At 73.2% G+C, this 25589-nt stretch carries 29 protein-coding genes and 1 pseudogene; 12 read left to right on the forward strand and 18 right to left on the reverse strand.

The window, feature by feature from the left end; genetic code table 11:
• The 7 genes from BGP03_RS11365 to BGP03_RS11395 all read right to left on the reverse strand — a co-directional run.
• On the reverse strand, positions 1 to 1070 hold a 1070-nt coding region (locus tag BGP03_RS11365), incomplete at its 3' end, for an MSMEG_0565 family glycosyltransferase (protein ID WP_299736250.1).
• Positions 1067 to 2617 (reverse strand): protein FdrA, encoded by a 1551-nt coding sequence (locus tag BGP03_RS11370; RefSeq protein ID WP_299736253.1) that lies wholly within the window; start codon positions 2615 to 2617, stop codon positions 1067 to 1069. The genes BGP03_RS11370 and BGP03_RS11365, both read right to left, overlap by 4 nt.
• Positions 2614 to 3582, reverse strand: coding sequence for a carbamate kinase (locus BGP03_RS11375; protein WP_296372092.1), 969 nt, complete (start codon positions 3580 to 3582; stop codon positions 2614 to 2616). Before BGP03_RS11375 ends, BGP03_RS11370 begins: the two co-directional genes overlap by 4 nt.
• 28 nt (positions 3583 to 3610) lie before the next feature.
• A complete protein-coding gene (locus BGP03_RS11380) occupies positions 3611 to 4096 on the reverse strand; it encodes an MSMEG_0567/Sll0786 family nitrogen starvation N-acetyltransferase (protein WP_296372093.1) in 486 nt (161 codons plus the stop codon).
• A 72-nt stretch (positions 4097 to 4168) separates the two neighbouring features.
• On the reverse strand, positions 4169 to 4654 hold the full coding sequence (locus BGP03_RS11385) for an MSMEG_0572/Sll0783 family nitrogen starvation response protein (RefSeq protein WP_296372096.1): 486 nt from the start codon (positions 4652 to 4654) through the stop codon (positions 4169 to 4171).
• 42 nt (positions 4655 to 4696) lie between these two features.
• On the reverse strand, positions 4697 to 4966 hold the full coding sequence (locus tag BGP03_RS11390; protein ID WP_296372097.1) for a hypothetical protein: 270 nt from the start codon (positions 4964 to 4966) through the stop codon (positions 4697 to 4699).
• 3 nt (positions 4967 to 4969) lie between these two features.
• Entirely contained in the window at positions 4970 to 6322 is a 1353-nt protein-coding gene (locus BGP03_RS11395) for an FAD-dependent oxidoreductase (protein ID WP_296372099.1), read from the reverse strand.
• An 82-nt stretch (positions 6323 to 6404) separates the two neighbouring features.
• Here BGP03_RS11395 and BGP03_RS11400 point away from each other — a divergent pair, with 82 nt between their 5' ends.
• From BGP03_RS11400 to BGP03_RS11410, 3 genes and pseudogenes are all read left to right on the forward strand, one after another.
• Positions 6405 to 7811 carry a DUF1116 domain-containing protein gene (locus BGP03_RS11400; protein ID WP_296372101.1) on the forward strand — a complete coding sequence of 469 codons (1407 nt, stop codon included), beginning with the start codon at positions 6405 to 6407 and terminating at the stop codon, positions 7809 to 7811.
• A gap of 375 nt (positions 7812 to 8186) precedes the next feature.
• Positions 8187 to 8231: pseudogene (locus BGP03_RS11405) on the forward strand (hypothetical protein); the annotation flags it as partial.
• A 15-nt stretch (positions 8232 to 8246) separates the two neighbouring features.
• Positions 8247 to 8387, forward strand: coding sequence for a hypothetical protein (locus BGP03_RS11410; RefSeq protein ID WP_298799833.1), 141 nt, complete (start codon positions 8247 to 8249; stop codon positions 8385 to 8387).
• Between the two features lie 121 nt (positions 8388 to 8508).
• Here BGP03_RS11410 and BGP03_RS11415 read toward each other — a convergent pair whose 3' ends face one another.
• Positions 8509 to 9147 carry a carboxymuconolactone decarboxylase family protein gene (locus BGP03_RS11415; RefSeq protein WP_298799834.1) on the reverse strand — a complete coding sequence of 213 codons (639 nt, stop codon included), beginning with the start codon at positions 9145 to 9147 and terminating at the stop codon, positions 8509 to 8511.
• Positions 9148 to 9152: 5 nt separating this feature from the next.
• Positions 9153 to 9725: a VOC family protein gene (locus tag BGP03_RS11420; RefSeq protein WP_296372107.1), complete on the reverse strand. Its 573-nt coding sequence runs from the start codon at positions 9723 to 9725 to the stop codon at positions 9153 to 9155.
• Positions 9726 to 9833: 108 nt separating this feature from the next.
• On the opposite strand from BGP03_RS11420, the gene BGP03_RS11425 reads away from it, so the two are divergent.
• From BGP03_RS11425 to BGP03_RS11455, 7 genes are all read left to right on the forward strand, one after another.
• Positions 9834 to 10121 (forward strand): hypothetical protein, encoded by a 288-nt coding sequence (locus BGP03_RS11425; RefSeq protein ID WP_298799836.1) that lies wholly within the window; start codon positions 9834 to 9836, stop codon positions 10119 to 10121.
• A 39-nt stretch (positions 10122 to 10160) separates the two neighbouring features.
• A complete protein-coding gene (locus tag BGP03_RS11430) occupies positions 10161 to 10442 on the forward strand; it encodes a hypothetical protein (RefSeq protein WP_298799837.1) in 282 nt (93 codons plus the stop codon).
• Positions 10443 to 10476: 34 nt separating this feature from the next.
• Positions 10477 to 10800 carry a DUF4235 domain-containing protein gene (locus BGP03_RS11435; protein ID WP_296372111.1) on the forward strand — a complete coding sequence of 108 codons (324 nt, stop codon included), beginning with the start codon at positions 10477 to 10479 and terminating at the stop codon, positions 10798 to 10800.
• Between the two features lie 29 nt (positions 10801 to 10829).
• Entirely contained in the window at positions 10830 to 11276 is a 447-nt protein-coding gene (locus BGP03_RS11440) for a phage holin family protein (protein WP_296372113.1), read from the forward strand.
• Positions 11273 to 11563, forward strand: a complete 291-nt coding sequence (locus tag BGP03_RS11445; protein ID WP_296372115.1) for a DUF3618 domain-containing protein — start codon at positions 11273 to 11275, stop codon at positions 11561 to 11563. Before BGP03_RS11440 ends, BGP03_RS11445 begins: the two co-directional genes overlap by 4 nt.
• A gap of 217 nt (positions 11564 to 11780) precedes the next feature.
• Positions 11781 to 12650: a Rieske 2Fe-2S domain-containing protein gene (locus tag BGP03_RS11450; protein ID WP_296372117.1), complete on the forward strand. Its 870-nt coding sequence runs from the start codon at positions 11781 to 11783 to the stop codon at positions 12648 to 12650.
• A gap of 58 nt (positions 12651 to 12708) precedes the next feature.
• Positions 12709 to 13365, forward strand: coding sequence for an HAD family hydrolase (locus tag BGP03_RS11455; RefSeq protein WP_298799841.1), 657 nt, complete (start codon positions 12709 to 12711; stop codon positions 13363 to 13365).
• A gap of 199 nt (positions 13366 to 13564) precedes the next feature.
• On the opposite strand, the gene BGP03_RS11460 is transcribed toward BGP03_RS11455, so the two are convergent.
• The 6 genes from BGP03_RS11460 to BGP03_RS11485 form a co-directional block, all read right to left on the reverse strand.
• Positions 13565 to 13771 carry a DUF2945 domain-containing protein gene (locus BGP03_RS11460; RefSeq protein ID WP_298799838.1) on the reverse strand — a complete coding sequence of 69 codons (207 nt, stop codon included), beginning with the start codon at positions 13769 to 13771 and terminating at the stop codon, positions 13565 to 13567.
• A gap of 39 nt (positions 13772 to 13810) precedes the next feature.
• Positions 13811 to 14818, reverse strand: a complete 1008-nt coding sequence (locus BGP03_RS11465; RefSeq protein WP_299736259.1) for a sugar phosphate isomerase/epimerase family protein — start codon at positions 14816 to 14818, stop codon at positions 13811 to 13813.
• On the reverse strand, positions 14818 to 15987 hold the full coding sequence (locus BGP03_RS11470) for a Gfo/Idh/MocA family oxidoreductase (protein WP_298797841.1): 1170 nt from the start codon (positions 15985 to 15987) through the stop codon (positions 14818 to 14820). Before BGP03_RS11470 ends, BGP03_RS11465 begins: the two co-directional genes overlap by 1 nt.
• Complete coding sequence (locus BGP03_RS11475) at positions 15984 to 17030, reverse strand: substrate-binding domain-containing protein (protein WP_298797839.1); 1047 nt, start codon at positions 17028 to 17030, stop codon at positions 15984 to 15986. Before BGP03_RS11475 ends, BGP03_RS11470 begins: the two co-directional genes overlap by 4 nt.
• Before the next feature lie 28 nt (positions 17031 to 17058).
• Positions 17059 to 18003, reverse strand: a complete 945-nt coding sequence (locus tag BGP03_RS11480) for an ABC transporter permease (protein WP_296372189.1) — start codon at positions 18001 to 18003, stop codon at positions 17059 to 17061.
• A gap of 79 nt (positions 18004 to 18082) precedes the next feature.
• Complete coding sequence (locus BGP03_RS11485) at positions 18083 to 19594, reverse strand: sugar ABC transporter ATP-binding protein (protein ID WP_298797837.1); 1512 nt, start codon at positions 19592 to 19594, stop codon at positions 18083 to 18085.
• An 87-nt stretch (positions 19595 to 19681) separates the two neighbouring features.
• On the opposite strand from BGP03_RS11485, the gene BGP03_RS11490 reads away from it, so the two are divergent.
• Positions 19682 to 20896, forward strand: coding sequence for an ROK family protein (locus BGP03_RS11490; protein ID WP_296372135.1), 1215 nt, complete (start codon positions 19682 to 19684; stop codon positions 20894 to 20896).
• Between the two features lie 16 nt (positions 20897 to 20912).
• On the opposite strand, the gene BGP03_RS11495 is transcribed toward BGP03_RS11490, so the two are convergent.
• Both BGP03_RS11495 and BGP03_RS11500 read right to left on the reverse strand, forming a co-directional pair.
• Positions 20913 to 22106, reverse strand: coding sequence for an AI-2E family transporter (locus tag BGP03_RS11495; RefSeq protein ID WP_296372137.1), 1194 nt, complete (start codon positions 22104 to 22106; stop codon positions 20913 to 20915).
• Positions 22107 to 22240: 134 nt separating this feature from the next.
• Complete coding sequence (locus BGP03_RS11500; RefSeq protein WP_298797834.1) at positions 22241 to 23095, reverse strand: SMP-30/gluconolactonase/LRE family protein; 855 nt, start codon at positions 23093 to 23095, stop codon at positions 22241 to 22243.
• A 143-nt stretch (positions 23096 to 23238) separates the two neighbouring features.
• Here BGP03_RS11500 and BGP03_RS11505 point away from each other — a divergent pair, with 143 nt between their 5' ends.
• Positions 23239 to 24204, forward strand: a complete 966-nt coding sequence (locus tag BGP03_RS11505) for a YihY/virulence factor BrkB family protein (protein ID WP_296372140.1) — start codon at positions 23239 to 23241, stop codon at positions 24202 to 24204.
• Between the two features lie 111 nt (positions 24205 to 24315).
• On the opposite strand, the gene paaK is transcribed toward BGP03_RS11505, so the two are convergent.
• Positions 24316 to 25575, reverse strand: coding sequence for a phenylacetate--CoA ligase PaaK (gene paaK, locus BGP03_RS11510; protein ID WP_298797843.1), 1260 nt, complete (start codon positions 25573 to 25575; stop codon positions 24316 to 24318).
• Between the last annotated feature and the right edge of the window lie 14 nt (positions 25576 to 25589).

Consider the following 25589-nt stretch of genomic DNA (forward strand, 5'->3'; position numbering starts at 1 on the left):
CCGGTCACCAGCCGCTCACGCAGCGCCGCGTCGTGCACCAGCGACCGCATGGCCCGGGCGAGCGCCACGTCGTCGGCCACCGGGGGCAGCAGGGCGCTCACCCCGTCCTCGAGGTACTCACCGAACACCGGCAGGTCCGACGCGATCACGGGCAGCCCGGCGGCCATCGCCTCCAGCACGGCCAGGCCCCAGCCCTCCTTCACCGACGGGAAGCACAGGGCGTCGGCGCTGTGGTACCAGCACGCGAGCTGCTCCTCGGTCACGGTACCGGCCAGCACCACGTCGCGGCCCAGCGTCAGCCCGAGCCCGGGGAGCTCGGCCAGCGCGGCGGCGCGGTAGGCGGCGTAGTCCTGGAACGAGTGCCCGCCGACCACGGCCAGCATCGCGTCGACGCCCTCGCGGCGCAGCCGGGCCAGCGCGTGGAAGGCGTGGACACTGCCCTTGCGCGGCTCGACGCCGCCGACGCCGAGGAACACGAACCGGCCCTCGGCGCCGATGCCGTCGCGCAGCCCGGCCCGCGCCCCGTCCGCGGGGGCGGGCAGGCGGTCCGGGTCCACGCCGTTGTGCACGACCTCGGCCCGGCGGCCGTACTCGTCGCGCACGATCCGCCGCCACTGCTCGCTGACCACCAGCACGACATCGGGTTCGAGCACGGCCTGGCGCTGGCAGTCCACGAGCGCCTGCGTGGTGAAGTCGTCGACGTGGTGGACGGTGCGCACCACGGTGACCGGGGTGCCGGCGTCGCGGACGCGGACGGCCGCACGGGCCGCGATGCAGTCCTGGGCGTGCACCACGTCGAACCCGCCCGCCATCCCGGCGAGGCCGCCCGCGAGGGTGTCGATCGCCGCGAACACCCGCTCGCCGAGCGTCGTACCGATCTTCGACGGGCCGGGCAGGATCGTGTGCGGCACGGTCGTGGGCCGGAACAGCCCGGCCGCCGGGTCGCCCAGGGCCACGAGCCGGACGTCGGCGCCCTGGCGGTGCAGCTCCTCGGCCAGGCTCAGGGCGTGCACGAACCCGCCGCGCGGCGCGGTGGAGTGGGTCACGATCGCGACGCGCTGCGGCCTCACGGGGTGCCGACCGCGATCTCGGGCCTGCGGGTGGCCAGCGCGGCGGCGACCAGCGACGCCTGGGCGGCGGTCTCCGTGACCAGGCAGCCCGCGTCCGCGAACGCCCGGCGCTGGCGGTCGAGCCCCTGGGGGTCCCCCTCGGTGCCCAGCACGTAGACGACGACGGCGGGCCCGTCGCGGCCGATCTCACGGCACACCGGGGCCAGCTCCGCCGCGGGGTCGGCGTGCGCGCCGTGGCCCAGCACGACGTCGAGGATGATCGCGGCCACGTCGGGCGCGGCCCCCTGCTCGCGCAGCAGCTCGATCCGCGCCTCCGGGTCGATCATGGGGTGCGGACGGCCCTTCGTGTACTCCTCCTCACCCAGGTCGAGACAGGTGTGGGCACCGTCGGGGGCCGGGAGGCCCAGCTCCTTCGCGAGGGGGGTGTTGGAGTGCACCGGGCCCAGCACGTCGGCCAGGATCACGAGCGACTCGTAGCAGAGGGTGCCGCCGGAGAACAGGCCGCGCACCAGGGTGCGGCGGGGGTCCAGTGCGCCGGCGCGTTCGCGCACCCGTTCCAGGAGCCCCTGGGTGAGGTCGGGGACGGTGCCGCCCGCCGCGGTGACGGCTGCGGCGGCGCCGGCCTGCAGGGTGCGGGTGACGGTCACGCCGTCGGGGACGTCGAAACCGTCGCCGATCCCGATCAGGGCCGCCACCAGGGGTTTCCCCGCGGCGGCCGCCACCACCTCGTGCGCCACCGCGGGGTCCGGGGGCTTGGACACGAGCAGGATGATGTCCGTCGCGTCGTCGGCCACCAGGGCGCGCACCGCGGCGAGGGCCATCCGGCCGCCGACGGCCGCGGTGAGGTCACGGCCGCCCAGCCCGATCACGTGCGAGACGCCGACACCCCACCGGTCGACCAGCGCCGCGGCCTCCTGCGCGCCGGTGCCCGCGGCGGCCACCACGGCGATCCGGCCGGGACGGACGACGTTGGCGAACCCGAGGCAGACGTGTCCGAGCATCGCGGTGCCCGCGCCGGGGCCCATCACCAGCCGGCCCAGCCGGTTCGCCCGGTCCTTGAGCTCGATCTCGTCCTCGACGGACACGTTGTCGCTGAACAGCAGCACGTCGAGCCCGGCCGAGAGCGCCTTGTGCGCCTCCAGCGCCGCGTAGTCGCCGGGGACGGAGATCACGGCGACGTTGCTGCCCTCCTGCCGGGCGACGGCCTCGCCGAGCGTCCGCGCCGGTTTCTCCGCGACCGCACCGCCCGGGCCGGCGTCGTGCGCGGCGAACATCGCGGTCTCACCGGCCTCGCGGGCCGCGCCGACCACGTCGTCGGACCCGGCGCGGATCGCGACGAACAGGTCGTTGGCCCCGGCCCCGTCGAGCGGCGCGAGGTCGAAGCCCTCCGCCGCGAGCGTCTCCAGGTTGCCCGGCGTCGCCATCGCCGCCGACGCCCAGTCGACCCCGTCGACGGCGCGCAGCGACCGCGTCCCCGACAGCTGGACGACGGAGTCCACGTAGGTGTCGCGGTAGAGGGTGACCGAGTGGATCACGGGGTGGATCACGGGGTGGCTCCTACGTGGTTCGCGGACACGATGCGGGTGCCCGCCTCGGCGGGATCACCGGGTTCGAGCGAGGTGCGTACCCGGCCGGCGTCGGTGATCACGGCGGTGGTGCCGCCCTCGTCGAGGAAGTCGACGGCGGCGCGGATCTTCGGCCCCATGCTGCCCTCGGGGAACTGGCCGGCCCGCGCGTGCGCCCTGGCCTCGTCCGCCGTCATCACGGTGATCTCCCGCGCCCGGTCGGTGCCGTAGTCGAGCAGCACCCGGGGCACGTCGGTGACGAGCACGAGGGCCTCGGCGCCCAGCGCGCTGGCCAGCCGTTGGGCGGCCAGGTCCTTGTCGATCACGGCGTCGACGCCGCGGTAGGCCGGGCCGTCGGCCAGCACGGGCACGCCGCCCCCGCCGGCGGCGACCACGACCGAGCCGTGGTCGATCAGCGCACGGATCGCGTCGAGCTCGACGATCCCGCGCGGCAGCGGGGAGGCCACGAGCCGCCGGTAGCCCCGGCCGGCGTCCTCCCCGACCGTCCAGCCCAGCTCGTCGGCGCGGCGCCGCGCCTCGTCGGCGGTCATGAAGGGCCCCACCGGTTTGGTGGGTCGGTCGAAGGCCGGGTCGTCCGGGGCCACGACCACGTGGGTCACCACCGAGACCACCCCCGGCAGCGTCCCGCCCGCGGCGCGGTGCAGCGCGAGGGCCAGCAGCGAGCCCAGCTGGCCCTCGGTCATCGCCACCAGCCACGACAGGGGCAGCGCCGGCACCCGGTCACACGCCTCCTGCTGCTGGATCGCGAGGTTGCCCACCTGCGGGCCGTTGCCGTGGACGATCACGACCCGCCAGCCCGCGGCGCGCAGCGAGCACACGGCGACCGCGAGGCGCTCGGCGTTCTCCTCCTGTTCGGCGGCGGTGCCCGCCTGTCCGTTGCGGGTGATCGCGTTGCCCCCGAGGGCGACGACGGCGGTCCTGGGCACGGGTCGCCCCTTCTGCGGGTAGGACGGGTCAGGCCGTCAGGTCGATGTCCATCAGGACGTGGGGCAGCCCGAGGTAGGGCTCGGGCGGGCCGAGTTCGTTCCAGCCCATCCGGCGGAAGAACACCCGGTTGGCCACCTGGACGTGGGCGATCATGCGGCGTCCGCCGTGGGCGGCGGCCGTCGCGACGGCGAAGCGGGTGAGCGGGCCGCCGACGTGGCGGCTGCGGAACTCCGGCAGCACGGCGAGCCGGTCGCCCTGCCAGTCGCCGGAGGGATCGGCGGGGTCGAGCGGGAACAGCCGCACGGCGCCGGCGGGGATCCCGGCGCACCGGCCGAGGACGTGGAAGGTGGTGGCGGCGATGTCGTGCGCGTCGCGGTCGGACGCCCGGAACACGCGCTGCTCCCGGACGAAGACGGCGTGCCGGACGGCGTGGTGGGCGGCCGTCTCCGCGTCGTCCCGCACGATCCCGCACCACACGCTCGGCGCGACGGGGGCGACGTCGATGTCGGTCATCGTGCCTCCCGGCATCGGTGGGCCACGCGGCGGACGGGCCCGTGGGCCCGTCCCGCCGCCCGGCCGGTTCGGCTAGAGCGTCCAGGTCTGGAGCACGAGGGCGCCTTCGCGACGGGCCGTCAGGGTGGCGTCGAGCACGTCGAGCGGGTGCATCGCCTTGACGCCGTCGATGAGGTCCGTCTCGCGCATGCCGTAGAGCGCGGCCATGGCGAAGCGGCAGGCGTAGACCTTCCCGCCCTCCTTCATGAACGTCGAGAGCTGGTTGTTGAAGTTCATGTGCCCGGGGAACGCCTCGGAGCCGACGGTCGGGAAGCCCCGGGTGGCCGACGCCATCAGCACGCCCGGCCCGTAGAGCACCAGGCTGGTGTCGAAGCCCTTCCGGTTGATCCGGGTGGCCGTCAGCATGTTGACGAAACCGACCGAGCCCTCGAAGGGCACGGTGTGCATGAAGATGTAGGCCTTCTCGCCCTCGTTGGCCTGGATGTCGTCGAACAGCTTCTCCTCGTAGTCGACGATGGCGTCACCCTGGTGGGGCCGGTCGCCGATGATCTGAGCCACGGTGTTCTCCTTCTTCCGGTTGCGCTGCGTGGTGGTCGGGGGTCAGACCGCCGGCCCCTGCGGGCGGGGCGGCGGCGCCCACGTCTTGCGGTGGCTGCCGGGCATCGCGCGCATGATGCGGCTGCGCAGCGGCCAGGGCAGCACGCCGTAGGTGGGCGCGAAGACCTTCAGCCAGAAGATCTCCTTCACCCCCCGGGGGGCCCGCGGCGCGGGTGTCCCCTGGGCCTTCGCCAGCTTCTGGTGCGCGGCGATGAGCAGGTAGTGCTCGGAGTTGGAGCGGAGCCAGCCGAAGAACCCCGGTGATGTGGCCACCGGTCAGCCCTTCTTCCTGGCTGCTTCGGCGACCCCGTTGGTGGCGGCCACGACGATCGGCTCGTTCAATGCCCCGATCGCGGGCGAGTACACGTTCTCCATGGTCGAGAGGTCGTGCAGGGTCATCCCGAAGCGGATCGCCTGGGCGAGGAAGTCGGCGCGCTCCTTGATGCCCTCGCCGCCGCCGACCATCTGCGCACCGATGAGCCGCAGGGTGCCCGGCTCGGCGAGCAGCTTGACCTTCACCTTCTGCACGCCCGGGTAGTAGCGGGCCCGGGAGATGCCCTCGGCCACGCCGAGCACGTAGGGGATGCCCAGCGCGGTGGCCGTGGCCTCCCCGAACGAGGCCCCGCCGATCACCCACTTGCCGGCGGGGGTCCCCCACGGCACGTAGACGGCGCGGTAGGCGCGCTCGCCCCCACCGGCGTTGACGCCCGCGGTCTTGCCCTGCGCGTAGGCGTGCGATCCGGTGAGCCCCTGCAGCGGGGTGCGGGTGAGCCCGTGCGGGATCTCCACCGCGTCGCCCGCGGCCCAGACGTCGGGCGCGGAGGTCTTCATGCGCTCGTCGACGATGAGCCCGCCGGTGGACCCGACCTTGATGCCGGCCGCCTCGGCGAGCGCGTTGTTGGGCGTCTTGTGGGTGGAGATCACCACGAGATCGGCGGGGATCTCGCCGCCCGAGGTGCGCACGGCCCGGACCTGGCCCTTGTCGTCGCCGACGAACGCCTCGAGCGTGGTGTTGAAGTGCAGGTGCACGCCCAGTTCGCGCCAGGAGTCCTCGACCGGCGCCATGATGTCGGGGTCGGCCATCATCGCCAGCGCGTACGGGTTGGGATCGATCAGGTGGGTCTCGACGCCGCGGTGCGCGAGCGCGGTGACCATCTCGATGCCGAGCGGGCCGGCCTCGACCACCACCGCGCTCTTCGTCTCCGAGATGACCTTGTCCCACTCCATCGCCCGGCGGATGTTCTTGACGAAGTACAGACCGCCGAGGTCGCCGCCGGGCACGCCGGGGTCGGCGTAGTTCCAGCCGGTGGCAATGATCAGCTGGTCGTACCGGACGACGCCCTCACCGCTGACGGTCACGGTGTGGGCCGCCGTGTCGATCGCCGTCACCGTGGTCTCGTAGTGCACGTCGATGCCGGCGTCGACGTAGGCCTGCTTGCCCGCGAGGAACAGCCGCTCGAAGTCGGGGATCTCGCCGCCGTGCACGTACGGGATGCCGCACGGGCTGTAGGCGACGTCCTCGTTCTCGGTGTAGACGACGACGTCCGCGCCGGGGTCGGCGGCCTTGACGCCACCGGCGGAGCCCAGACCCGCGGCACCGCCACCGATGATCACTGTCTTGCGCGGCACGTCGGTCCACCTCCATCGACTTCACTATGGGACAGAAATATCTCCTATAGTTGATGGAGTGTCAATCCGAGAGGACCTGCCGATGACTCCCCTGGTGCTGCCCGACTCCGTCCGGGTCGTGAACGTCGGGCTGCCGATGTTCGCGACCGCGGTCCGCGACCAGGGCGGCTCCGTCGAACAGGTGGACTGGCGGGTGCCCGCCGACGGCGACCGGGACGCGGTCCGCGCGCTGCGCGTCGTGCTGGGTGACGCCGCGGCCGGGATCGACGAGGCCAACGCCGAGGTCGTCCGCCGGCTCGACCAGGGGATCCCCCAGCTCACGGGCATCGCCACGGCCCGCGACGCGGTGCCCGGGTTCGAGGGTCGGATGCTGCTGCACTGCGGCCCGCCGCTGCCGTTCGCGGAGCACTGCGACCCGCTGCGCCGCTCGATGCAGGCGGCCACCGTCGCGGAGGGTTGGGCCCCGGACGTCGCGCAGGCGCGCGTCCTGCTGGAGAGCGGGGCCGTGGCCCTGGACGCCGCCCACCACCACGACACCGTCGTCCCGATGGCCACCGCGCTCGGGCCGTCGCAGCCCGTACTGGTGGTCGACAACCGCGAGGGCGGGACCCGCGCCTACTCGGCGATCAACCAGGGGCCCGGCGAGGTGGCCTGGTTCGGCCGCGACACCGACGCCGCGATCGCCCGCCTGCGGTTCCTCGTCGACGTCGCCGGCCCCGCCATCGCCGCGATCCTCGACCAGGCCGGGCCCCTCGACATCCTGGCCGTCGCCACCCAGGGCATCACCATGGGCGACGACCTCCACATGCGCACCCAGGCCGCCACCAACCTGCTGACCCGCACGTGGCTGCCCCACATCACCGCACTCCCCGACGCGATCCGCACCCCGTTCGGCGGCTACCTGGCGGGCAACCACCTGTTCTTCCTCAACCTGGCGATGGCCGCGGCCAAGTCGCTGCAGATGTGGGCCGAGCAGGTCAGCGGCTCCAGCATCGTCACCACGATGTCGCGCAACGGCACGACGTTCGGGATCAAGCTCGCCGGGTCGGGCCGCTGGCACATCACGGAGGCACCCCCGGTCGGCGAGGCGCTCTACTACTCCGGGTACGGACCGGACGACAGCGCCCGCGACATCGGGGACAGCGCCGTGCTGGAGCTGACCGGCATGGGCGGACCCGCCGCCGGCGGATCCGCCGCCGTGGCCGCCTTCCTGGGCGGCACCATGGCCGACGCCCGGGCCGCGACCGAGGGCTTCCAGGCCATCTGCGCCGGCCGGAGCAGCCGGTTCACCCTCCCCCCGATGGACTTCGTGGGCACCCCGCTCGGGGTGGACGTGCGCAAGGTCGTGGAACTGGGCATCACCCCGAAGGTCACCACCGGGATCCTGCACGCCACGGCGGGGACGGGGCAGGTCGGAGCGGGGGTGGCGGCCGCTCCGCTCGCGTGCTTCGTGAGCGCGCTCGGGGAGCTGGCCGCCTCGAGGAGCTAGGGTCGGCCCGCTCTCCACCACCGGCCGGTTCGAGCTGCTGCGGATCGTCCTCTCCCGACGGAGGTTCCGTGTCCGACATCCCGGTCAGTGACGCCGACCTGTTCGACGACGAGGCGCGCCTCGACCCGTACCCGATCTACGCGGAGCTGCGGGACCGGGGCCCGGTCGTGCTCATGGCCCGCCACGGCCACTACGCGCTGCCGCGCTACGCCGACGTGCGCACCGCGCTGATGGACTGGCGCACCTTCTCCTCGGCCAGGAGCGTGTTCGTCGACGAGATCGACGGCGTCGCGCTCGGGAAGGGCAGCCGGGTGGCCCTGCTCTACGGCTCGGCCAACCGACGAGCGCAAGTACCCCGACCCGGACCGCTTCGACATCACCCGCAAGCCGTCGGACCACCTCGCCTTCGGCCGTGGCGAGCACGTCTGCGTCGGCATGCACCTGGCCCGGCTGGAGATGAGCGCACTGCTCGAACGCCTCGCCGACCGTGTGGCCCGCTTCGAGATCGTCAGCGAGGAGCCGCTGATCAACAACGGGTTGCGCGGCTTCAAGCATCTCGAGGTGACGATCTCCTGACACCGTCGGTCCCGGCCGTGACCCGTCGATCCATGCGCGCACCGCCGCCGGTCGGTGACGGCGCCCGGGACCGCGGCCCGGTGGGGCGGCCGCGGGTGGGCGCGGGTTCCCGCCCGTCGCGTCAGCCGCCCGCGAGGTCGGAGGCGATGTCGCGGGTTCCGTAGCCCTCGGGCGCGGCGACCTCGACGACGGGATCGGGGCGGTTGTCGTACTCCAGCTGCAAGGCCCGGCTCATCGTCGCGTGCATGTCGTACATGCAGGTGATGTAGGTCAGCTGCAGCACCTGGGAGTCGGTGAGGTGGCTGCGCAGGACCGCGACGACCTCGTCGGGCACTCGACCGCCCTGCAACACCAGCCCGTCGGTGTAGGCGAGCACCGCGCGCTCCAGCGGTGAGAAGCAGTCCGCGGTGCTCCACGCGGGCACGGCGGCGATCTTCTCCTCCGCCACCTCGAGGGCGCGCATCTGCTTGCAGTGCTGGGAGAACACGAACTGGCTGCCCCGCGCCCACCCGGCCCGGCACTGGCCCAGCTCGCGCAGCACCGGGTCGACATCGGAGGCGCGGTAGAGCGCGAACCCGGCGACGGCGTGCCGGAACACCTCCGGCGACTGGGCGAACACCGTCCACCAGTCACCCGGCGTGCCCGTCGCCGTGCCGTGGTCGACGGCCGGGTCCCGGTCGGGGGCGAACAGCCGGTCGTAGAAGTGCAGGATCCGCTCGTCGGTGACCTCGGCCCGGGGCACCTCGCGCAGGCGCGGCACGCCCGTCAGCCCCGTGCCGCGGCGGACACGTGGCGGTCCGCGGCCGTGCGCGGCTCGTGGGACACGTCGGCGTCGGTGAACGCCCTCGTCCAGCACGCGAACTCCAGCAGCTCGCCGTCGGGGCCCTGGAAGTAGAACGACCGCACGTACACGCCCTCGTGGAACCGCCGCGCCACCGTCGACGGGCTGTTGTCGTGGTCGAGGATCGGGCTGACGTCGACGCCCTTCGCCGCCAGCCGTTCCCGATAGGCCTCGAACTCCTCGACCGGCACGTGGAACGCCACGTGGTTCATCGAGCCGACGGCGCTGACGATGTCGCCCTCCCCCGGACGCACGGCGGGCGCGGAGACACCGGGCACCCCGTCCGGCGCGTCGGGGAACCAGAAGAACGCGACGCAGTCGCCACCGCCGCAGTCGAAGAAGAAGTGCTGGCCCCCGCCCGGGATCTCGATGGTCTTGATCAGCGGCATGCCGAGCACGCCGGAGTAGAACTCCACGGTGGCCCGCATGTCGGAGCACACCAGGGCGAGGTGGTTGATGCCGCCGAGGCGGAACTCGGTGTTGGCAGGCACGGTCATGAGCATCTCCTCTGCAGAACCGACCTGACCGTCCTATCAAGTGAAACGGCCCGTGCACAGTCGGCATCCGCGGGCCTGCGGTGGAACAGCTCCCGCGGCGGACTCACCGTGGCCAACGCCGGGTGGGCCCGCTGGGCCCCGGTCAACTTCGCCGCGATCGCCGCGCACCTCGTCGGCGGGGCCGGCGTGCTCGACGCGAACAAGGGCCGGGTCGCCACCCAGCGCGGCGTGGGAGCGTCCACCATCGCGAAGCTGGCCCTGACCGGTGCCGCTCTCGGCTTCACCGCCTACAGCGGCGCACAGGGCAAGAAGCTGCAGGACGCCGGCTCGGTCCGGAAATCGCACCGTCCCAACCACGTGACGCGTCACCGGGTTGGCGAGGGCCCGGCGGGGTAGTCACGTGGTGTCCGTTCCCCCGATCGACGAGGAGACCCCGTGTTCGAGAAGTTGCAGGAGAAGCTCACCCGCACCCGCCCCGACCGTGAGGACGACGTCGCCGGGGACGCCGGACTGGCCCAGTCCCGCGACGTCGGAGGAGCCGGTGACGGTGCGGGCGACGCCGGGTCGACGACGGGTACCGGCACGAGCGAGGAGTTCGTCGGGCGGGTCGCGGGCCAGGACGACGGGGCCGAACGGCTGTCCGGGGCCGAGGCCCGGGCGTTCGGCGCCGACGCGGAGCCCGATCTGCCGTCGCACAGCGACGGTGACGCCCGCTGAGGTATACGGGCCGGCGTGGCGGGTAGCCGTAGCCATGACCACGACACGAACGCCCACCGCCGAACCGGAGATCAGCCCACAGGTCACGAAGGCGGCCACGATCGCCTACAAGCCGTTCGGGCTGCTGTTCAGCGTCCTGGGCGGGGCCCTGGCCAACGTCGCGTTCGGGCAGATCTGGAAGCGCGTCTCGAACGCGCCCACCCCGCCCAACGCCACCGACGAGGCCTACAGCACCCGGGAGGTGCTGCTGGCCGCCGTCCTGCAGGGCGCCCTGTTCGGCCTGATCAAGTCGGCGGTCGACCGCGCCGGCATGCGCGGTGTCCAGCGGCTCCTGCGCAGCAGGGGCCCGCGGGCATGAGCGCGGCGAAACCGGGTACAGGACCCGACATGACCTCATCGACACACGATGCCGACCTCCGCCCGGCCACCGACCCGGCGGCCGGGCCACCGTCCGACGCCTCGACCGGTGAGCTGCTGACACGGCTGTCCTCCCAGGTGACCGCACTGGTCAAGGGCGAACTCGAACTGGCGCGCGCGGAGCTCACCACCAAGGGGAAGCGGGCGGGCGTCGGCGCCGGGCTCGCGGGTGCCGGAGGTGTCGTCGCGCTGTACGGCGTGGGCGCGCTGGTGGCGGCGGCCGTGGCCGCCCTCGCGCTCGTGCTGCCGGTGTGGCTCTCGGCGGTGATCGTCGCCGTCGTGCTGTTCGTCATCGCCGGGGTGCTCGCGCTCGTCGGGCGCAGCAGCCTGCGCAAGGCGGTGCCGCCGGTTCCCGAGGCCGCGGTGGAGAACGTCCAGGAGGACGTCAGCGTGGTGAAGGAGGCGGTCCGGCGATGACCGGGGCGCAGGAGCAGCGGTCCCCCGGGGAGCTGCGCGCCGATCTCGGCGAGCTGCGCGCGGATCTCGGCGAGACCGTCGAGGAGCTCGCCCACCGCGCCGACGTTCCGGCCAGGGCGAAGGAGAAGAGAGACGAGGTCGTCGGGCGCGTCCAGGAACAGGCGGCCACCGCCCGCACGATGGTCGCCGGGAAGGCCCCGTTCCTGGAGGACCCGAAGGTCCTGGCCGGGATCGGGGCGGTCCTCGTCGCGCTGCTGGTGGTGCTGCGCCGGCGGCGTCGAGCCTGAGCGGACCCGACGGGTGCCCCCTCCGCGGAGGGGGCACCCGTCGGCTACCGGGGAGCGGGCAGCACCTCGTCCGCCCGGGTGCGGAAGAACGTCTCGTCGGTGACGAGCGCAGAGGTCTCGATGTGGTTGTCCTCCCTGCACGGCGGTCACCCGGTCCGGCACCAGGAAATCGCAGATCCGGTGTTTGGGCAGGCGCTCGGGCGAGCATCCCCCGACCATGACGATCCTGGACGCGCTCACCGACCGCCTCGAACGCGCCGAGTCGCTCGACGGCCCCGCGGGCGCCGCACGCGACGCGGTGGCCACGGTCCTCACCAACCAGACGGTCAAGGACGCGCTGCACGGCGTCTGGCTGGGCCACGCCCTGCACCCGGCGCTGGCCTCGCTCACCCTCGGGTCGTTCACCTCGGCGGCCCTGCTCGACGCGATCGGCGCCGGTCGCCGCGAGTCCAGTGCGCTGATCACCGCCGGGTTGCTCGCCGCCGCGCCCACGGCCGCCGCGGGATGGGCCGACTACGCCGACGGCCACGAGGAGCAGCAACGCGTCGGCATCGTCCACGCCGCCGGCAACGCCACCGCCGTCGCCCTGTTCGCGACCGCGCTGATCCAGCGCTCCCGCGGTGGGAACGGCCGGCTGGCCTCCGTTCTCGGCGGCACCGTCGCGGGCGCCGCCGCCTGGCTCGGCGGACACCTCGCCTACCGCCAGACACTGGGCCCCAACCAGGCCGAGGCCGTACCACACACCGGCCCCGGCGACTGGCAGTCCCTCGGCGCGCTCGGGGATCTGCCCGACGGGGAAGCCGTCCGGCGCCGGGCCGGTGACGCCGAGGTGCTCGTCGTGCGCCGCGGTGCCGAGGTGTCCGTGCTGTCGGACCGCTGCCCGCACCTGTCCGCGCCGATGCACGAGGGCGAGCTCGACTGCGGCGCCGCGCAGATCACCTGCCCCTGGCACGGCAGCGTGTTCGGCCTCGACGGCTCCGTCGTGCACGGGCCCGCCACCGCGCCGCTGCCCGGCTTCGCCACGCGGGTGGTCGACGGCCTCGTCGAGGCGCGGGTGCTCACCTACCCCGGCGTCCCGGCGAGCTGACCCGGTGACGGAGATCGACACCGACCGGATCGACACCGACCGGATCGACACCGACCGGATCGACACCGCCGTGTTCGATGTCGACGGCACGCTCGTCGACACCAACTACCACCACGCCCTGGCCTGGTACCGGGCCTTCCGCCACTTCGGGATCGTCCTGCCCGTGTGGCGGCTGCACCGGGCCATCGGCATGGGCGGCGACCAGCTCGTGGCCGCCGTCGCCGGGGACGCCGTCGAGGCCGAGCACGGCGACGACCTGCGCTCGGCGTGGGGCGAGGAGTTCGGGCCACTGCTGGGCGAGGTCCGACCCTTCGACGGCGTGCAGGACCTCCTGACCGATGTGCGCGAGCGCGGTCTGACCGTCGTGCTGGCCAGCTCCGGCTCACCCGAGCACGTGGACGCCTACCTGGACCTGTTCGACGGCCGCTCCCTGGCCGCCGCCTGGACCACCAGCGAGGACGTCGACCGCACCAAACCCCAGCCCGACGTCCTGCAGGCCGCGGTGGACAAGGTCGACGGCCACCGGGCGGTCGTCGTCGGCGACTCCGTCTGGGACTTCGACGCCGCCGGCCGCGCCGGATACCCCGGTTACGCCATCCGCACGGGCGGGTTCTCCGTCGAGGAGCTGGAGCACGCCGGCGCACAGGAGGTCTTCGACTCGATCACCGACCTGGGCGACGCCCTGGACCGCACGCGGTTGTCGGGGAGGCGCTGAGATGCCTCAGGACGAGATGCCCCCGGACTCGGTCGGCCCCCCTACTACGCGGCGTTCCGCGACCTCGAGCGCACCGTGCGCGAGTCCACGATGGACGGTCGACGGCACGTGTTCGAGGCCGAGATGAAGCAACGCCGGCGCACCAGGGGGCGACCCGGCCACGGGGCCACTCCCGACGGCTGACCCCGTTCCCGACCGGTCACAGCTTCTGCAGCGCGTCCGGCCTGTGGACGGCCTCGCCCCCGCTCTTGTCACTGCGCACGAGGTACTGGGGCTCGTCCTCGCTCGCCCGCACGGTCCGCCCTCCGGCCTCGGTGTCGGAGGTGATCTTCTCCAGCACCTCGCCCTCGGCGTGCCCGCCGTGGCTGCGCCAGCTGACCCGGTCGCCCTTGCCGAACTCGCTCATGTGCGGTGGGTACCCGGACATCCGGCGGCGAACCGCCGGTCAGCCGCCGCTGCTGAACGCCGCGTCGAACGCCGCCGACGGCGGGTCGAACGCCATACGGCGCACGAACTCCAGCGCCTCCGGGGCCCCGACGAGCCGGTCCATGCCCGCGTCCTCCCACTCGACCGAGATCGGGCCGGAGTAGCCGATGCTGTTGAGCATCCGGAAACAGGCCTCCCAGGGCACGTCGCCGTGGCCGGTGGAGACGAAGTCCCAGCCCCGCCGCGGGTCGGCCCAGGCCAGGTGCGACCCCATCCGGCCGTTGCGGCCGTTGCCGACCTGGCGCTTCGCGTCCTTGCAGTCCACGTGGTAGATCCGGTCCCGGAAGTCCCAGAGGAACCCGACCGGGTCGAGGTCCTGCCAGACGAAGTGGCTGGGGTCCCAGTTCAGCCCGAACGCCGGGCGGTGCCCGATCGCCTCCATCGCGGCGACCGTCGTCCAGTAGTCGTAGGCGATCTCGCTGGGGTGCACCTCGTGCGCGAACCGGACGCCGACCTCGTCGAACACGTCGAGGATCGGGTTCCAGCGGTCGGCGAAGTCGCGGTAGCCCTCGTCCACCATGGACTGCGGCACCGGCGGGAACATCGCCACGGTCTTCCAGATCTTGGACCCGGTGAACCCGATGACCGTGTCGACGCCCAGTGCCGCCGCCGCGCGCGCCGTCACCTGCATCGCCTCGGCCGCGCGCCGGCGCACGCCTTCGGGGTCGCCGTCGCCCCACACCCGCGCCGGCAGGATGTCCTGGTGGCGCTGGTCGATGGGGTCGTCGCACACGGCCTGGCCGGTGAGGTGGTTGGAGATCGCGTACACCGACAGCCCGTGCTTCTCGAGGACGTCGCGGCGGCCCTGCACGTAGGAGTCGTCCTCCACCGCGGCCCAGGGGTCGAAGTGGTCGCCCCAGCAGGCGATCTCGAGGCCGTCGTAGCCCCACTCGCCCGCGAGCCGCGCCACCTCCTCGAACGGCAGGTCGGCCCACTGGCCGGTAAACAATGTCACGGGCCGGGCCATCAGTGGACCTCCTCGATCGCGTGCCAGCTGCTGCCGTTCTCCGCGGACCGCGCCACCGCGTCCAGCACGAGCTGCACCTGCAGCCCGTCGGCGAACGACGGGGTCGGGTCGGTGCCCGCGGCGAGGTCGCGCACCAGGTCGACGACCTCGTGGGTGAACGTGTGCTCGTAGCCCAGCCCGTGCCCCGGCGGCCACCACGCGCCGACGTAGGGGTGGGTGGGCTCGGTGACGAGGATCCGGCGGAACCCCGCGGTGTCGGGATCGTCGGACCCGTTGAAGAACGACAGCTCGTTCATGGCCTCGAAGTCGAACACGAGCGAGCCGGCGCTGCCGTTGACCTCCAGGCGCAGCGCGTTCTTGCGCCCGGTCGCGAACCGGGTGGCCTCGAAGCTCGCCACCGCTCCCCGTGAGAACCGCCCGAGGAACAACGCGGCGTCGTCGACGTCGACGGTGCCCCGCCCCGCCCCGCCGGACGCGGACAGGCCGCTGGACTCCCCGACCAGCGGCCGCTCCCGCACGAACGTCTCCGTCAGCGCGGAGACGCCGGTCAGGAGGTCGCCGGTGACGAACTGGGCCATGTCGACGATGTGCGCGCCGATGTCGCCCAGGGCGCCCGAGCCGGCCCGGCCCTTCTGCAGCCGCCAGACCAACGGGAACTCCGGGTCGACGATCCAGTCCTGCAGGTAGGTCGCGCGGACGTGGCGAACGGTGCCGATCCGGCCCTGCTCCACCAGCCGCCGCGCCAGCGCCACGGCCGGTACGCGCCGGTAGTTGAACGCCACCATGCTCCGCACGCCCCGGGCACGGGCCCGCTCCGCGGCGGCGACCATGGCCCGCGCCTCGTCGACGCTGTTGGCCAGCGGCTTCTCACACAGCACGTGCTTGCCGGCGTCGAGCGCGGCGACGGCGATCTCGGCGTGGGTGTCACCGGGCGTGCAGATGTCGACGAGCTGCACGTCGTCGCGGGTGAGCAGGGCCTTCCAGTCGGTCTCCACGTCGCGCCACCCGAGCTTCTCCGCCGCCGCGGTGGCCGCTATGGCGTCCCGGCCGCAGAGCACGGCCATGTCCGGGGCGAGCGGCAGGTCGAAGAACCGGCCCGCCGTCCGCCACGCCTGGGAGTGGGCCGCGCCCATGAAGGCGTAGCCCACCATCCCGACACCCAGGGTCATGATTCGAAGCCCAACGGCAGGTAGGTGTCGACGTTCTCCTTCGTGACGGTGGCCGAGGCGAGCGTGATGGAGGTCGGCACCTCCTTCTCGACGAGGTCGCCCATCCCGCGGTTCTGCGCCACGAGCCGCGCCAGCGAGACCGCCGAGGACGCCATCGTGGGGGCGTAGGTGACGGTGGCCTTGAGCACGGTGTTGTCGGCCTTGATGTCGCGCATGGCGTTGGCCGAGCCGGCGCCGCCGACCATGAAGAACTCGCTGCGGTTCGCCTGCTTGATCGCGGCCAGCACACCGATCCCCTGGTCGTCGTCGTGGTTCCACAGTGCGTCGAGCTTCGGGGCGGCCTGCATCAGGTTCGCGGTGACGCGCTGGCCGCCCTGCGCGGTGAAGTCGGCCGCCTGCCGCGGCCCGACCTTGTACCCGAACGACGCCAGCGCGTCGGAGAAGCCCTTGCTGCGCGACTGGGTCAGCGGCAGGTTGTCGATGCCCGCGATCTCCCCGATCACCGGGTTGGTCACTCCCCTGGCCTTCAGCTGCTCACCGATGTACGTGCCGGCGCTGACGCCCATGCCGTAGTTGTCGCCGCCGATCCAGGTCCGGTAGGCCAGCGGCGTGTCGAAGACCCGGTCGAGGTTGATCACCGGGATGCCCGCCTGCATGGCCGCACGGCCCACGGAGGTGAGCTGGCTGCCGTCGTTGGGCAGGATCACCAGCGCGCTGACCTTCTTGTTGATCAGCGTCTGGACGGCGGCGATCTGCTGCGTGACGTCGTTGGTCGGGTTCACGGCCTCGAACGTGACGTCCGGGTACTGCTTGGCCTGGGCGGCCGCGTTGTTCGCGATCGCCGCGATCCAGCCGTGGTCGGCCGCCGGCGCGGAGAACCCGATCGTGACGGCGGCGCCGGCCGCGGCGTTGTCGCCCGCCGCGGCGGCCACGTTCGCCCCGGACGCGCCGGGGGCGGCGTTGCTGGTGCAGGCCGACAGCGCGACGGTGGCACCGACGACCCCGGCCCCGATCAGGAACCGGCGGCGCTGAAGATCGGACATGGAGAGCTCCTTCGTGGGAGATCGGGGATCAGGGAGAGGTACGACGGGCCCGGATCTGGATCAGCACCGCGATCACGATGATCACGCCCTTGGCGATGTTCTGGACGTCGGTGTCGAGGTTGTTGAGCACGAACAGGTTCGTGATCGTCGTGAAGACGAGGACGCCGAGGATCGAGCCGATCAGCGTGCCGCGGCCGCCGGTGAGCAGCGTGCCGCCGATGATCACGGCGGCGATCGCGTCCAGCTCGTAGAGGGTGCCGTGGGTGCTCGACCCCGTGGTGGTCAGCGACGCGATCATGATCGCGGCGATGCCGCAGCAGAGACCGGACACCACGTAGAGCAGAACGGTGTGGCGGCGGACGTCGAGCCCGGCCAGGCGGGCGGCCTCGGCGTTGCCGCCGATGGCGAACGTGCGGCGCCCGAACGTCGTGCGGTTGAGCACCACCCACCCGACGGCCACGACCGCCGCGAAGACGAACACCAGCAGCGGGATGCCCAGCAGCCGGGTGGTGGCGATGGCGCCGATCGTCGGGTCGGTGACGATCTGGCTGCGCCGCCCCGAGATCCGCTCGGCCAGGCCCTGGGCGGAGATCAGCATGGCGAGGGTGACGATGAACGGGACGATGCGGCCGTAGGCGATGAGCAGGCCGTTGACCAGCCCGCCGCCCATGCCCACGAGCAGCGCGCAGAGGATCATCACGACCGGGCCGAACGACTGCGTCGCCACCGTGGTGGCCCAGACCGACGCGAGCGCCATCAGCTTGCCCACCGACAGGTCGATCCCGCCGCCGATGATCACGAACGTGACCCCGACGGTGATCACCCCGATGATCGACGCGGACGTCAGGATCGTCAGCAGGTTCGAGGCCGTGGCGAACGTGTCGGCGGTGCCCACACCCACGACGGCGAGGATCACCAGCACCGCGACGAGCCCGAGGTTGCGCCCGGCCCCGCTGTCGAGCAGGCGGTGCAGCGCCGAGGGCCGCGGGGCCGCGCCCGCGGCCTCGACCCTGCTCCGCTCGTCGGCGGCCGGTGCGGTCGTGACCTGGTGTTCAGACACGCGCCTCTCCCTCCATCACCAGGTCCAGGACCCGGCCCTCGTCGAGCTCGTCGCTCGCGGACGTGTGCACGACGCGGCCCTCCCGGACGACGAGCACCCGGTCCGCGAGCCCGAGCACCTCCGGCACCTCGCTGGACACGAGCACGACGGCGACCCCCTGCCCGGCCAGGCGCCGGACCAGCGCGTAGATCTCGCTGCGGGCGCCCACGTCGACGCCGCGGGTGGGCTCGTCGAGCAGCAGGACGTCGCAGCCGCGCAGCAGCCAGCGGGCCAGCACGACCTTCTGCTGGTTGCCGCCCGACAGCGTCGCCGTGCCGCGGGTCGCGTCGGCGGGCCGCACGTCGAGCTGCGCGGTGACGGCGGACGCGGCGTCGAGCTCGGCGTCGCGGCGCAGGAACCCCCCGCGAGCGAAGCGCGACAACACGGGCAGCGAGACGTTGCGGTACACGGGCTCGCCCATCAGCAGCCCCTGGCTCTTGCGCTCCTCCGGGCACAGCCCCATCCCGGCCCGGACCGCTGCCGGGACCGAGCCCCGCCGCAGCTGCGTCCCACGGACCCGGACGGTCCCGGCGGTGGCGCGGCGCGCGCCGAACACGGTCTCGAGGATCTCCGAGCGACCCGAGCCGACGAGCCCGGCCAGCCCGACCACCTCGCCCGCGCGCACGGTGAACGACACGTCGGCGAACTCGCCCGTGCGGGACAGGGCCTCGACCTCCAGCACCACCCCGGAGTCCTCCGGTGCGGCGCGGGAGGGGAAGACGTACTCGATGGACCGGCCGGTCATCAACCGGATGACGTCGGCGGTGGGGGTGGTGGCGGCGGGCAGGTTGCGGGCCACCGTGCGGCCGTCCTTCAGGACGGTGACGCGATCGCCGATCGCGCGGATCTCCTCGAGCCGGTGGGAGATGTAGACGACGGACACGCCCTCGGCGGTCAGCTCCCGGATCACCCGGAACAGGTTCCGGACCTCCTCGGGGTCGAGCACGGCCGACGGCTCGTCCATCACGATCAGGCGGGCGTCGCGGGCCAGCGCCCGGGCCATGCCGACCACCTGCTGCCCCGCTGCGGAGAGCCGGCCCAGCTCGCGGCGCGGCGGGATCTCGGGGTGCCCGAGCCGGCGCAGCAGCGCGCGGGCGAGCTCCTCGGCGTCACGGGGGCGGGTGAAGCCGAACCGGGCGGGCTCGTGCCCGAGCACCACGTTCTCGGCGACCGACAGGCCCGGCACCAGGTCGAGCTCCTGGTGGATCGTGGCGATCCCGGCGCCGTCGGCGGCGTGCGGCGTGGCGAACGAGACCTCGGCGCCGTCGAGGACGATCGAGCCGGCGTCGGGGCGGTGCGCCCCGCCGAGCACCTTGATCAGCGTCGACTTCCCGGCCCCGTTCTGGCCGAGCAGGCAGTGCACCTCGCCGACCGCGACGTCGAGGTCGACACCGTCCAGCGCCCGGACCCCGGGGAAGGTCTTGACGATGCCCCGCATGGTGAGCAGTGCGACCGGCTCCGTCATGGCCAGCAACATAGGAGCGTTGACCAATGACGTACAACGTCCTGATAATGTCGTTTCAGGTCAGAATTCCGACGATATCGAGCCGTGATGCCACTGCCGTCCCCGCTTCCCCCCTTGCGCCTCACCGCACCCGCGCTGTCCGGGCGCACGGACCCCGCCGTCACGCTCAGCACCGTGGCGCGGCTCGTGGCCTCGGGCACCGCCGTGAGCAAGGCCGACCTCGTCCCGGTCACCGGGCTGGCCCGCACGACCGTGAGCGCGGCCGTCGACGAGCTGGTGTCCCGCGGCGTCCTCCGCCCGGACGGCACGCGGCCCACCCCCGGCCGCGGGCGTCCGGCCGACCGGCTGTCGCTGTCACCGCGGGGTGGGCACGTCCTGCTCGCCGACGTCGGCGCGACCGGCGCCCATCTCGCGGTCGTCGACCTGAGCCAGCAGGTGCTCGGGCACACCCACGTCGACGTCGACGTCAAGGACGGGCCGGAGGTCGTCCTCGCGGCGGTGGTGGACTCGCTGGCCACGCTGCGGGCGGGCGCGCCGGTGGCTCCGGTCCGCGCCGTCGTCATCGGGCTTCCGGGGCCCGTCGACGGCCAGCTCGGCACGCCCGTGCGGCCGCCGATCATGCCCGGCTGGCACGCCTACCCCGTGTCGGCGCGGCTGCGGGAGATCTTCGACTGCCCGGTGATCCTCGAGAACGACGTCAACCTCCGCGCCCTCGGCGAGGCCCGTGCCCTGCCCGACGACCAGGCCCCGCTGCTGTTCGTCAAGGTCGGCACCGGGATCGGCGGCGGGTTGATCACCCGCGAGGGCGCGCTGCACCACGGCGCCGACGGCGCCGCGGGCGACATCGGGCACATCCGGGTCCGGGGGGCGCCGGACGTCGTGTGCATCTGCGGGAACGTCGGCTGCATCGAGGCGGTCGCCTCGGCCGACGCGATCGCGCGGCGGCTGGGCACGGGGGCCGACACCGTCACGGTCGCGGAGGTCCGCGCCCGCATCGGCCGGGCCGACCCGGCCGCGCTGGCCCTCGTGCGGGAGGCGGCCGGGCTGATCGGCGAGGTGGTGGCCACCCTCGTGCACTTCTACAACCCGGCCCGCGTGACCCTGGGCGGATCGGTCACCGCGGCCAGCGACGAACTGCTCGCCGGTGTGCGCAGCGTCGTCTACCAGCGGGCGCTGCCGCTGGCCACCCGCAACCTGGTGCTCGCCAACAGCGTGCTCGGGGAGTACGCGGGGGTGGCCGGGGCGATGGTGCTCGGGATCGAACAGGCGCTCTCGGCCTCCGACATCGGCGGGCTCCTGTGAGCGGCAGGGCCGCCGGTCACGTGCTGTCCAGACGCGGCACGAGGACCTCCCGCACGACGAGCAGGACCGCCGCCGCCACGGGGATGGCCACCACCGCGCCGATGACGCCCAGCAGCACGGCGCCCAGCAGCAGGGCGATCAGCGTGAGCAGGGCGGGCACGTGCACGGCCCGGCCGATGATCCGCGGGGTCAGGACGTAGTCCTCGACGACCCGGTACGCCACGAAGAACCCCGCGGTGGCCAGCCCGACCCCCAGCGAACCGCTCAACGCGACCAGGGTGACCACCACCCCCGCCACCGAGGTGCCCACGACCGGGATCACGTCCAGCAGCATCACCATCACGGCCAGCAGCAGCGGGAACGACACTCCCAGCAGCAGCATCCACACCAGCGAGGACGCCCCGGCGATCACCGACAGCACCAGGATGCCCAGCACGTAGGAGCCGACCTTCGCGAACACCTCGTCACCGATCAGGATCACCCGGGGCCGCCGCGACCGCGGCACCAGCCGGTAGAGCCCGCGCCGGATCCGCGGCAGGTCGGCCAGGAAGTAGATCGTCAACACGGTCACGACCACCGTGTCCGCCAGCACCCCCAGCACCACCTCCCCGGCCCCGAGCACGCCGTTGAGGACGTTGCTGGTGACCCCGCTGCCGGTGGCGGCGCCGAGGGTGTTGCGGATGATCTCGACGACGCCGAAGCGCTGGTTCAACGCGCCCAGGGTCGTGTTGCGGTCCTGGATTGCCTGCAGGTAGTCCGGGATCTGCATCGCGAACGCGGTGGCCTGGGCCACCACCTGGGGGATGGCGACCGAGAGGAACCCACCGACCGCCCCGAGCAGCGTCAGCACCACACCCGCCACCGCGACCGGGCGCAGGACGCCGCGCCGCGCCAGCCGCGAGACGGCCGGCTCCAGGCCGATCGCGATGAACAGCGCCAGCCCGATCAGCACGAGCGTCTGCCGCGCGGTGACGACCAGTTCCGCGACCAGCACCGTGACGGCGACCCCCGCGGCGCCCGCCATCCCGACGAAGAACGGCGAGCGGCGGTTCATCGGGCGTCCGAGCCGGCCCAGCGGTTCCGCCTCCGTGCTGAGCGTGGCCGCTGCCGCCTCGGCCGCGGCGACCGGACCCTCCTCCTCGTCGCGGTGGGGCTGGGCGACCAGGCGGTGGTGGCCGTCGGCTGCGTCGCCGTCCGGGATGGTGGTCATGATCGCTCCGCAGCAGAGGGTGCAGGCCGTCGAGGGATGGGCCGCGACCGGTAGTGAACACCAGCCCGCGTCGCTCGGCCGGGTGAACGCCGCGCGCCGCGCCCCGTTCCACCGCCCGCGGCCCGCCGTCCGGCTCAGCCGCCGAACTCCACCACGGGCAGCCCCCGGACTCCGGGCTCCACCACGAACAGCGCCCCCGCCAGGAGCTGGTCGGCCGGGTCGAGACCCTGCCGGGACGTGGTGACGTAGAGCCGGTCCAGCCCGGGGCCGGCGAACGTGCACGCCGTGACCTGCGTGACCGGCAGCTCCACGACGGCGTCGAGCACGCCGTCGGCCGTGTAGCGGTGCACGGCCGACCCGCCCCACAGGGCCACCCAGACGCCGCCCTCGGCGTCGACGGTGAGCCCGTCGGGGAACCCGGGGCCGTCGGGGAGCGTGACGAACGGGCGGCGGGCGGCCGGGCCCGCGTCGAGGTCGAAGACGTCGATCCGCCGCGTCGGGGTGTCGACGTGGTGCACGCGCCGCCCGTCGGGGGTGACGCCGAACCCGTTGGAGATCGTGAGGCCGTCCAGGATGCGCCCGGCCGTGAGGTCGGGCGCCAGGCGGTAGAGCGCACCCGCGCCGGTGCTCTCGTCGTAGGCCATCGACCCGCACCAGAACGCGCCGTCGGGTGTGCAGCCGCCGTCGTTCATGCGCACGCCGGGGTCGTCCCAGAGGTCGCCGAGGTGCCGTTCGACGCGCAGGTCGGCGTCGAGCAGGACGAACCCGCGCTCGTCGGCCAGCACCGTACCGCCACCGCGGCGGGGCCGGAAGGCGGCCGCGACGGTGCCGACGTGGGTGCGCCGGACCACCTCGCCGTCGAGCTCGAGGACGTCGCCGGCGAGCATGTCGACCCAGCGCACCCCGCGGTAGGACGGGTGCCAGACCGGCCCCTCGCCGTGCGTGGCGACCGGGCCGGTGACGGGCACGGCGGTGAGGACGCGAACCATGATCAGACGGTAGCGGGCGCGAGGCTAGGGGGCGGGCTCGGCCCGGTGGTCCGCCGCGGCCGGGCACCACGCGGGAAGATCGTGCTGGCCGAGACGGTACGGCGCGAGGTGTCGCCCCGGGCGCACCGGGTACCTGACCCGACATGACCAGCACACCCACCACCGAGCGGCACCCCGGAGACCGGGCCCGCAGCCCTACCGAGATACCGGCCCGCGGCTGGTGGCAGGTGACCCGCCGCGCGGTCACCGAGAGCGGCGCCGACAACGTGCCCATGCTCGCCGGCGGCGTCGCCTACTTCGCCTTCCTCGCCGTGTTCCCGGCCCTCATCGCCGCGGTCACCCTCTACGGCCTGATCGCCGACCCCGCGACGGTGGCGCGGCAGGTCGAGTCCCTGGCCGCGACGCTGCCGCAGGAGACCCAGCCCCTGATCGCCGACCAGCTCACCGCCGTCGTCTCCGGCAGCGGGAGCGCGCTGGGGATCGGGCTCGTCGTGTCCGTGCTGGCGGCCCTGTGGTCGGCCTCGAGCGGCACCGGCAACCTGATCAAGGCGGTGAACCTCGCCTACGACGAGCAGGAGACCCGCGGCTTCCTCAAGACCCGCGGCCTCGCGCTGCTGCTCACGCTGGGCGCCATCGTCTTCGTCCTGCTGACGCTGGCGCTGGTGGCCGTCGTGCCCCCGCTGCTCGACGCCCTTCAGCTCGGTGTGCTCGGCACCGTGCTCGCCGAGGTGGTGCGCTGGGTGCTGCTCGTGGCGCTCGTCGTCGGCGCGCTGGCCGTGGTGTACCGGGTGGCCCCCGACCGCGACGCGCCCCGGTTCGCCTGGGTCAGCACCGGCTCGGTCGTCGCGGCCGTCCTGTGGATCATCGGCAGCGCCGGGTTCAGCCTCTACGTCGACAACTTCGGCAGCTACAACACGACCTACGGAGCGCTCGCCGGCGTGGTCGTGCTCCTGCTCTGGCTCTACCTGACCAGCTACATCGTGCTGCTGGGCGCGGAGATCAACGCCGAGGCCGAGCGCCAGACCGGTCGCGACACCACCCACGGGCCGGAGGCCCCGATGGGCGAGCGCCACGCCACCGCCGCCGACGAGATCGCGACCGGGCCGTAACGGCGGGCGCGCGCCGACCACCAGCACCGAGGGGCCGTGGGCGGCGGTTCGACGCCTCGCCGCCCGCCCATCGGTTCGCCTCCTCCGACCCGACGACATGGCGGTGCGGCGTCACGTCGTGCGGCGGTCCAGGAGCCGCTGCAGCTTGCCGATCGAGCGTTCCAGGGTGTCCGGGTCGACGACCTCGCAGGTCACCGAGATCCCGACCGACTGCTTCACGGCATGCACCAGCTCGGCGGCGGCCCCGTCGCGCCGCTCGGCCGGGGTGTCCGTGCGGGCCTCGACCCGCACCCCGAGCGCGTCCATCCGGCCCCTGGTGGTCAGCACGAGCTGGAAGTGCGGCGACAGGCCGGGCGTGCGGAGCACGATCTCCTCGATCTGGGTCGGGAACACGTTCACCCCCCGCAGGATGATCATGTCGTCGGTCCGGCCGGTGACCTTGGCCATCCGCCGCATCGACGGACGCGCGGTACCCGGCAGCAACGTCGTCAGGTCCCGGGTGCGGTACCGGATGATCGGCAACGCCTCCTTGGTGAGCGAGGTGAACAGCAGCTCGCCCTCCTCGCCGTCGGGCAGCGGTGTGCCGTCCAGCGGGTCGACGACCTCGGGCAGGAAGTGGTCCTCCCAGATGTGCAGGCCGTCCTTGGCCTCGACGCACTCCTGGGACACACCCGGGCCCATCACCTCGGACAGGCCGTAGATGTCCACCGCGTGCATGTCCATGCGCTCCTCGATCTCGGAGCGCATCTGCTCGGTCCACGGCTCGGCACCGAAGATGCCCACCTTCAGCGACGTCGACGTCGGGTCGATGCCCTGGCGCTCGAACTCGTCGAGCAGGGTGAGCATGTAGCTCGGGGTCACCATGATCACGTCGGGCTCGAAGTCGCCGATCAGCTGCACCTGCCGCGGGGTCATGCCGCCGGAGACCGGGATCGCCGTGGCGCCGAGCTTCTCGATGCCGTAGTGCGCGCCCAGGCCGCCGGTGAACAGCCCGTAGCCGTACGCGTTGTGCACCTTGTGACCCGCCCGCCCGCCGGCCGCGCGGATCGACCGGGCGATCAGCCCGGCCCAGCGCTCGATGTCGCCCTCGGTGTAGCCGACGACGGTCGGCCGCCCCGTGGTGCCGGACGAGGCGTGGATGCGCCGCACCTGGTCCTGGCGGACGGCGAACATGCCGAAGGGGTAGTTCTCCCGCAGGTCGGCCTTGCTGGTGGTGGGGAACCGGGCGATGTCGGCGAGCTCGCGGCAGTCGTCCGGGTGGACGCCGTGGGCGTCGAAGGCCCGCCTGTAGTGCGGGACGTTGTCGTAGGCGTGCCGCAGCGTCCACTGCAGACGCTGCAGCTGCAGCTCCCGCAGCTCGTCGACCGACATCCGCTCGGCCGGGT

Origin of the sequence: Pseudonocardia sp. 73-21, from assembly GCF_001899645.1 — a bacterium.
Taxonomy (GTDB): Bacteria; Actinomycetota; Actinomycetes; order Mycobacteriales; family Pseudonocardiaceae; genus Pseudonocardia.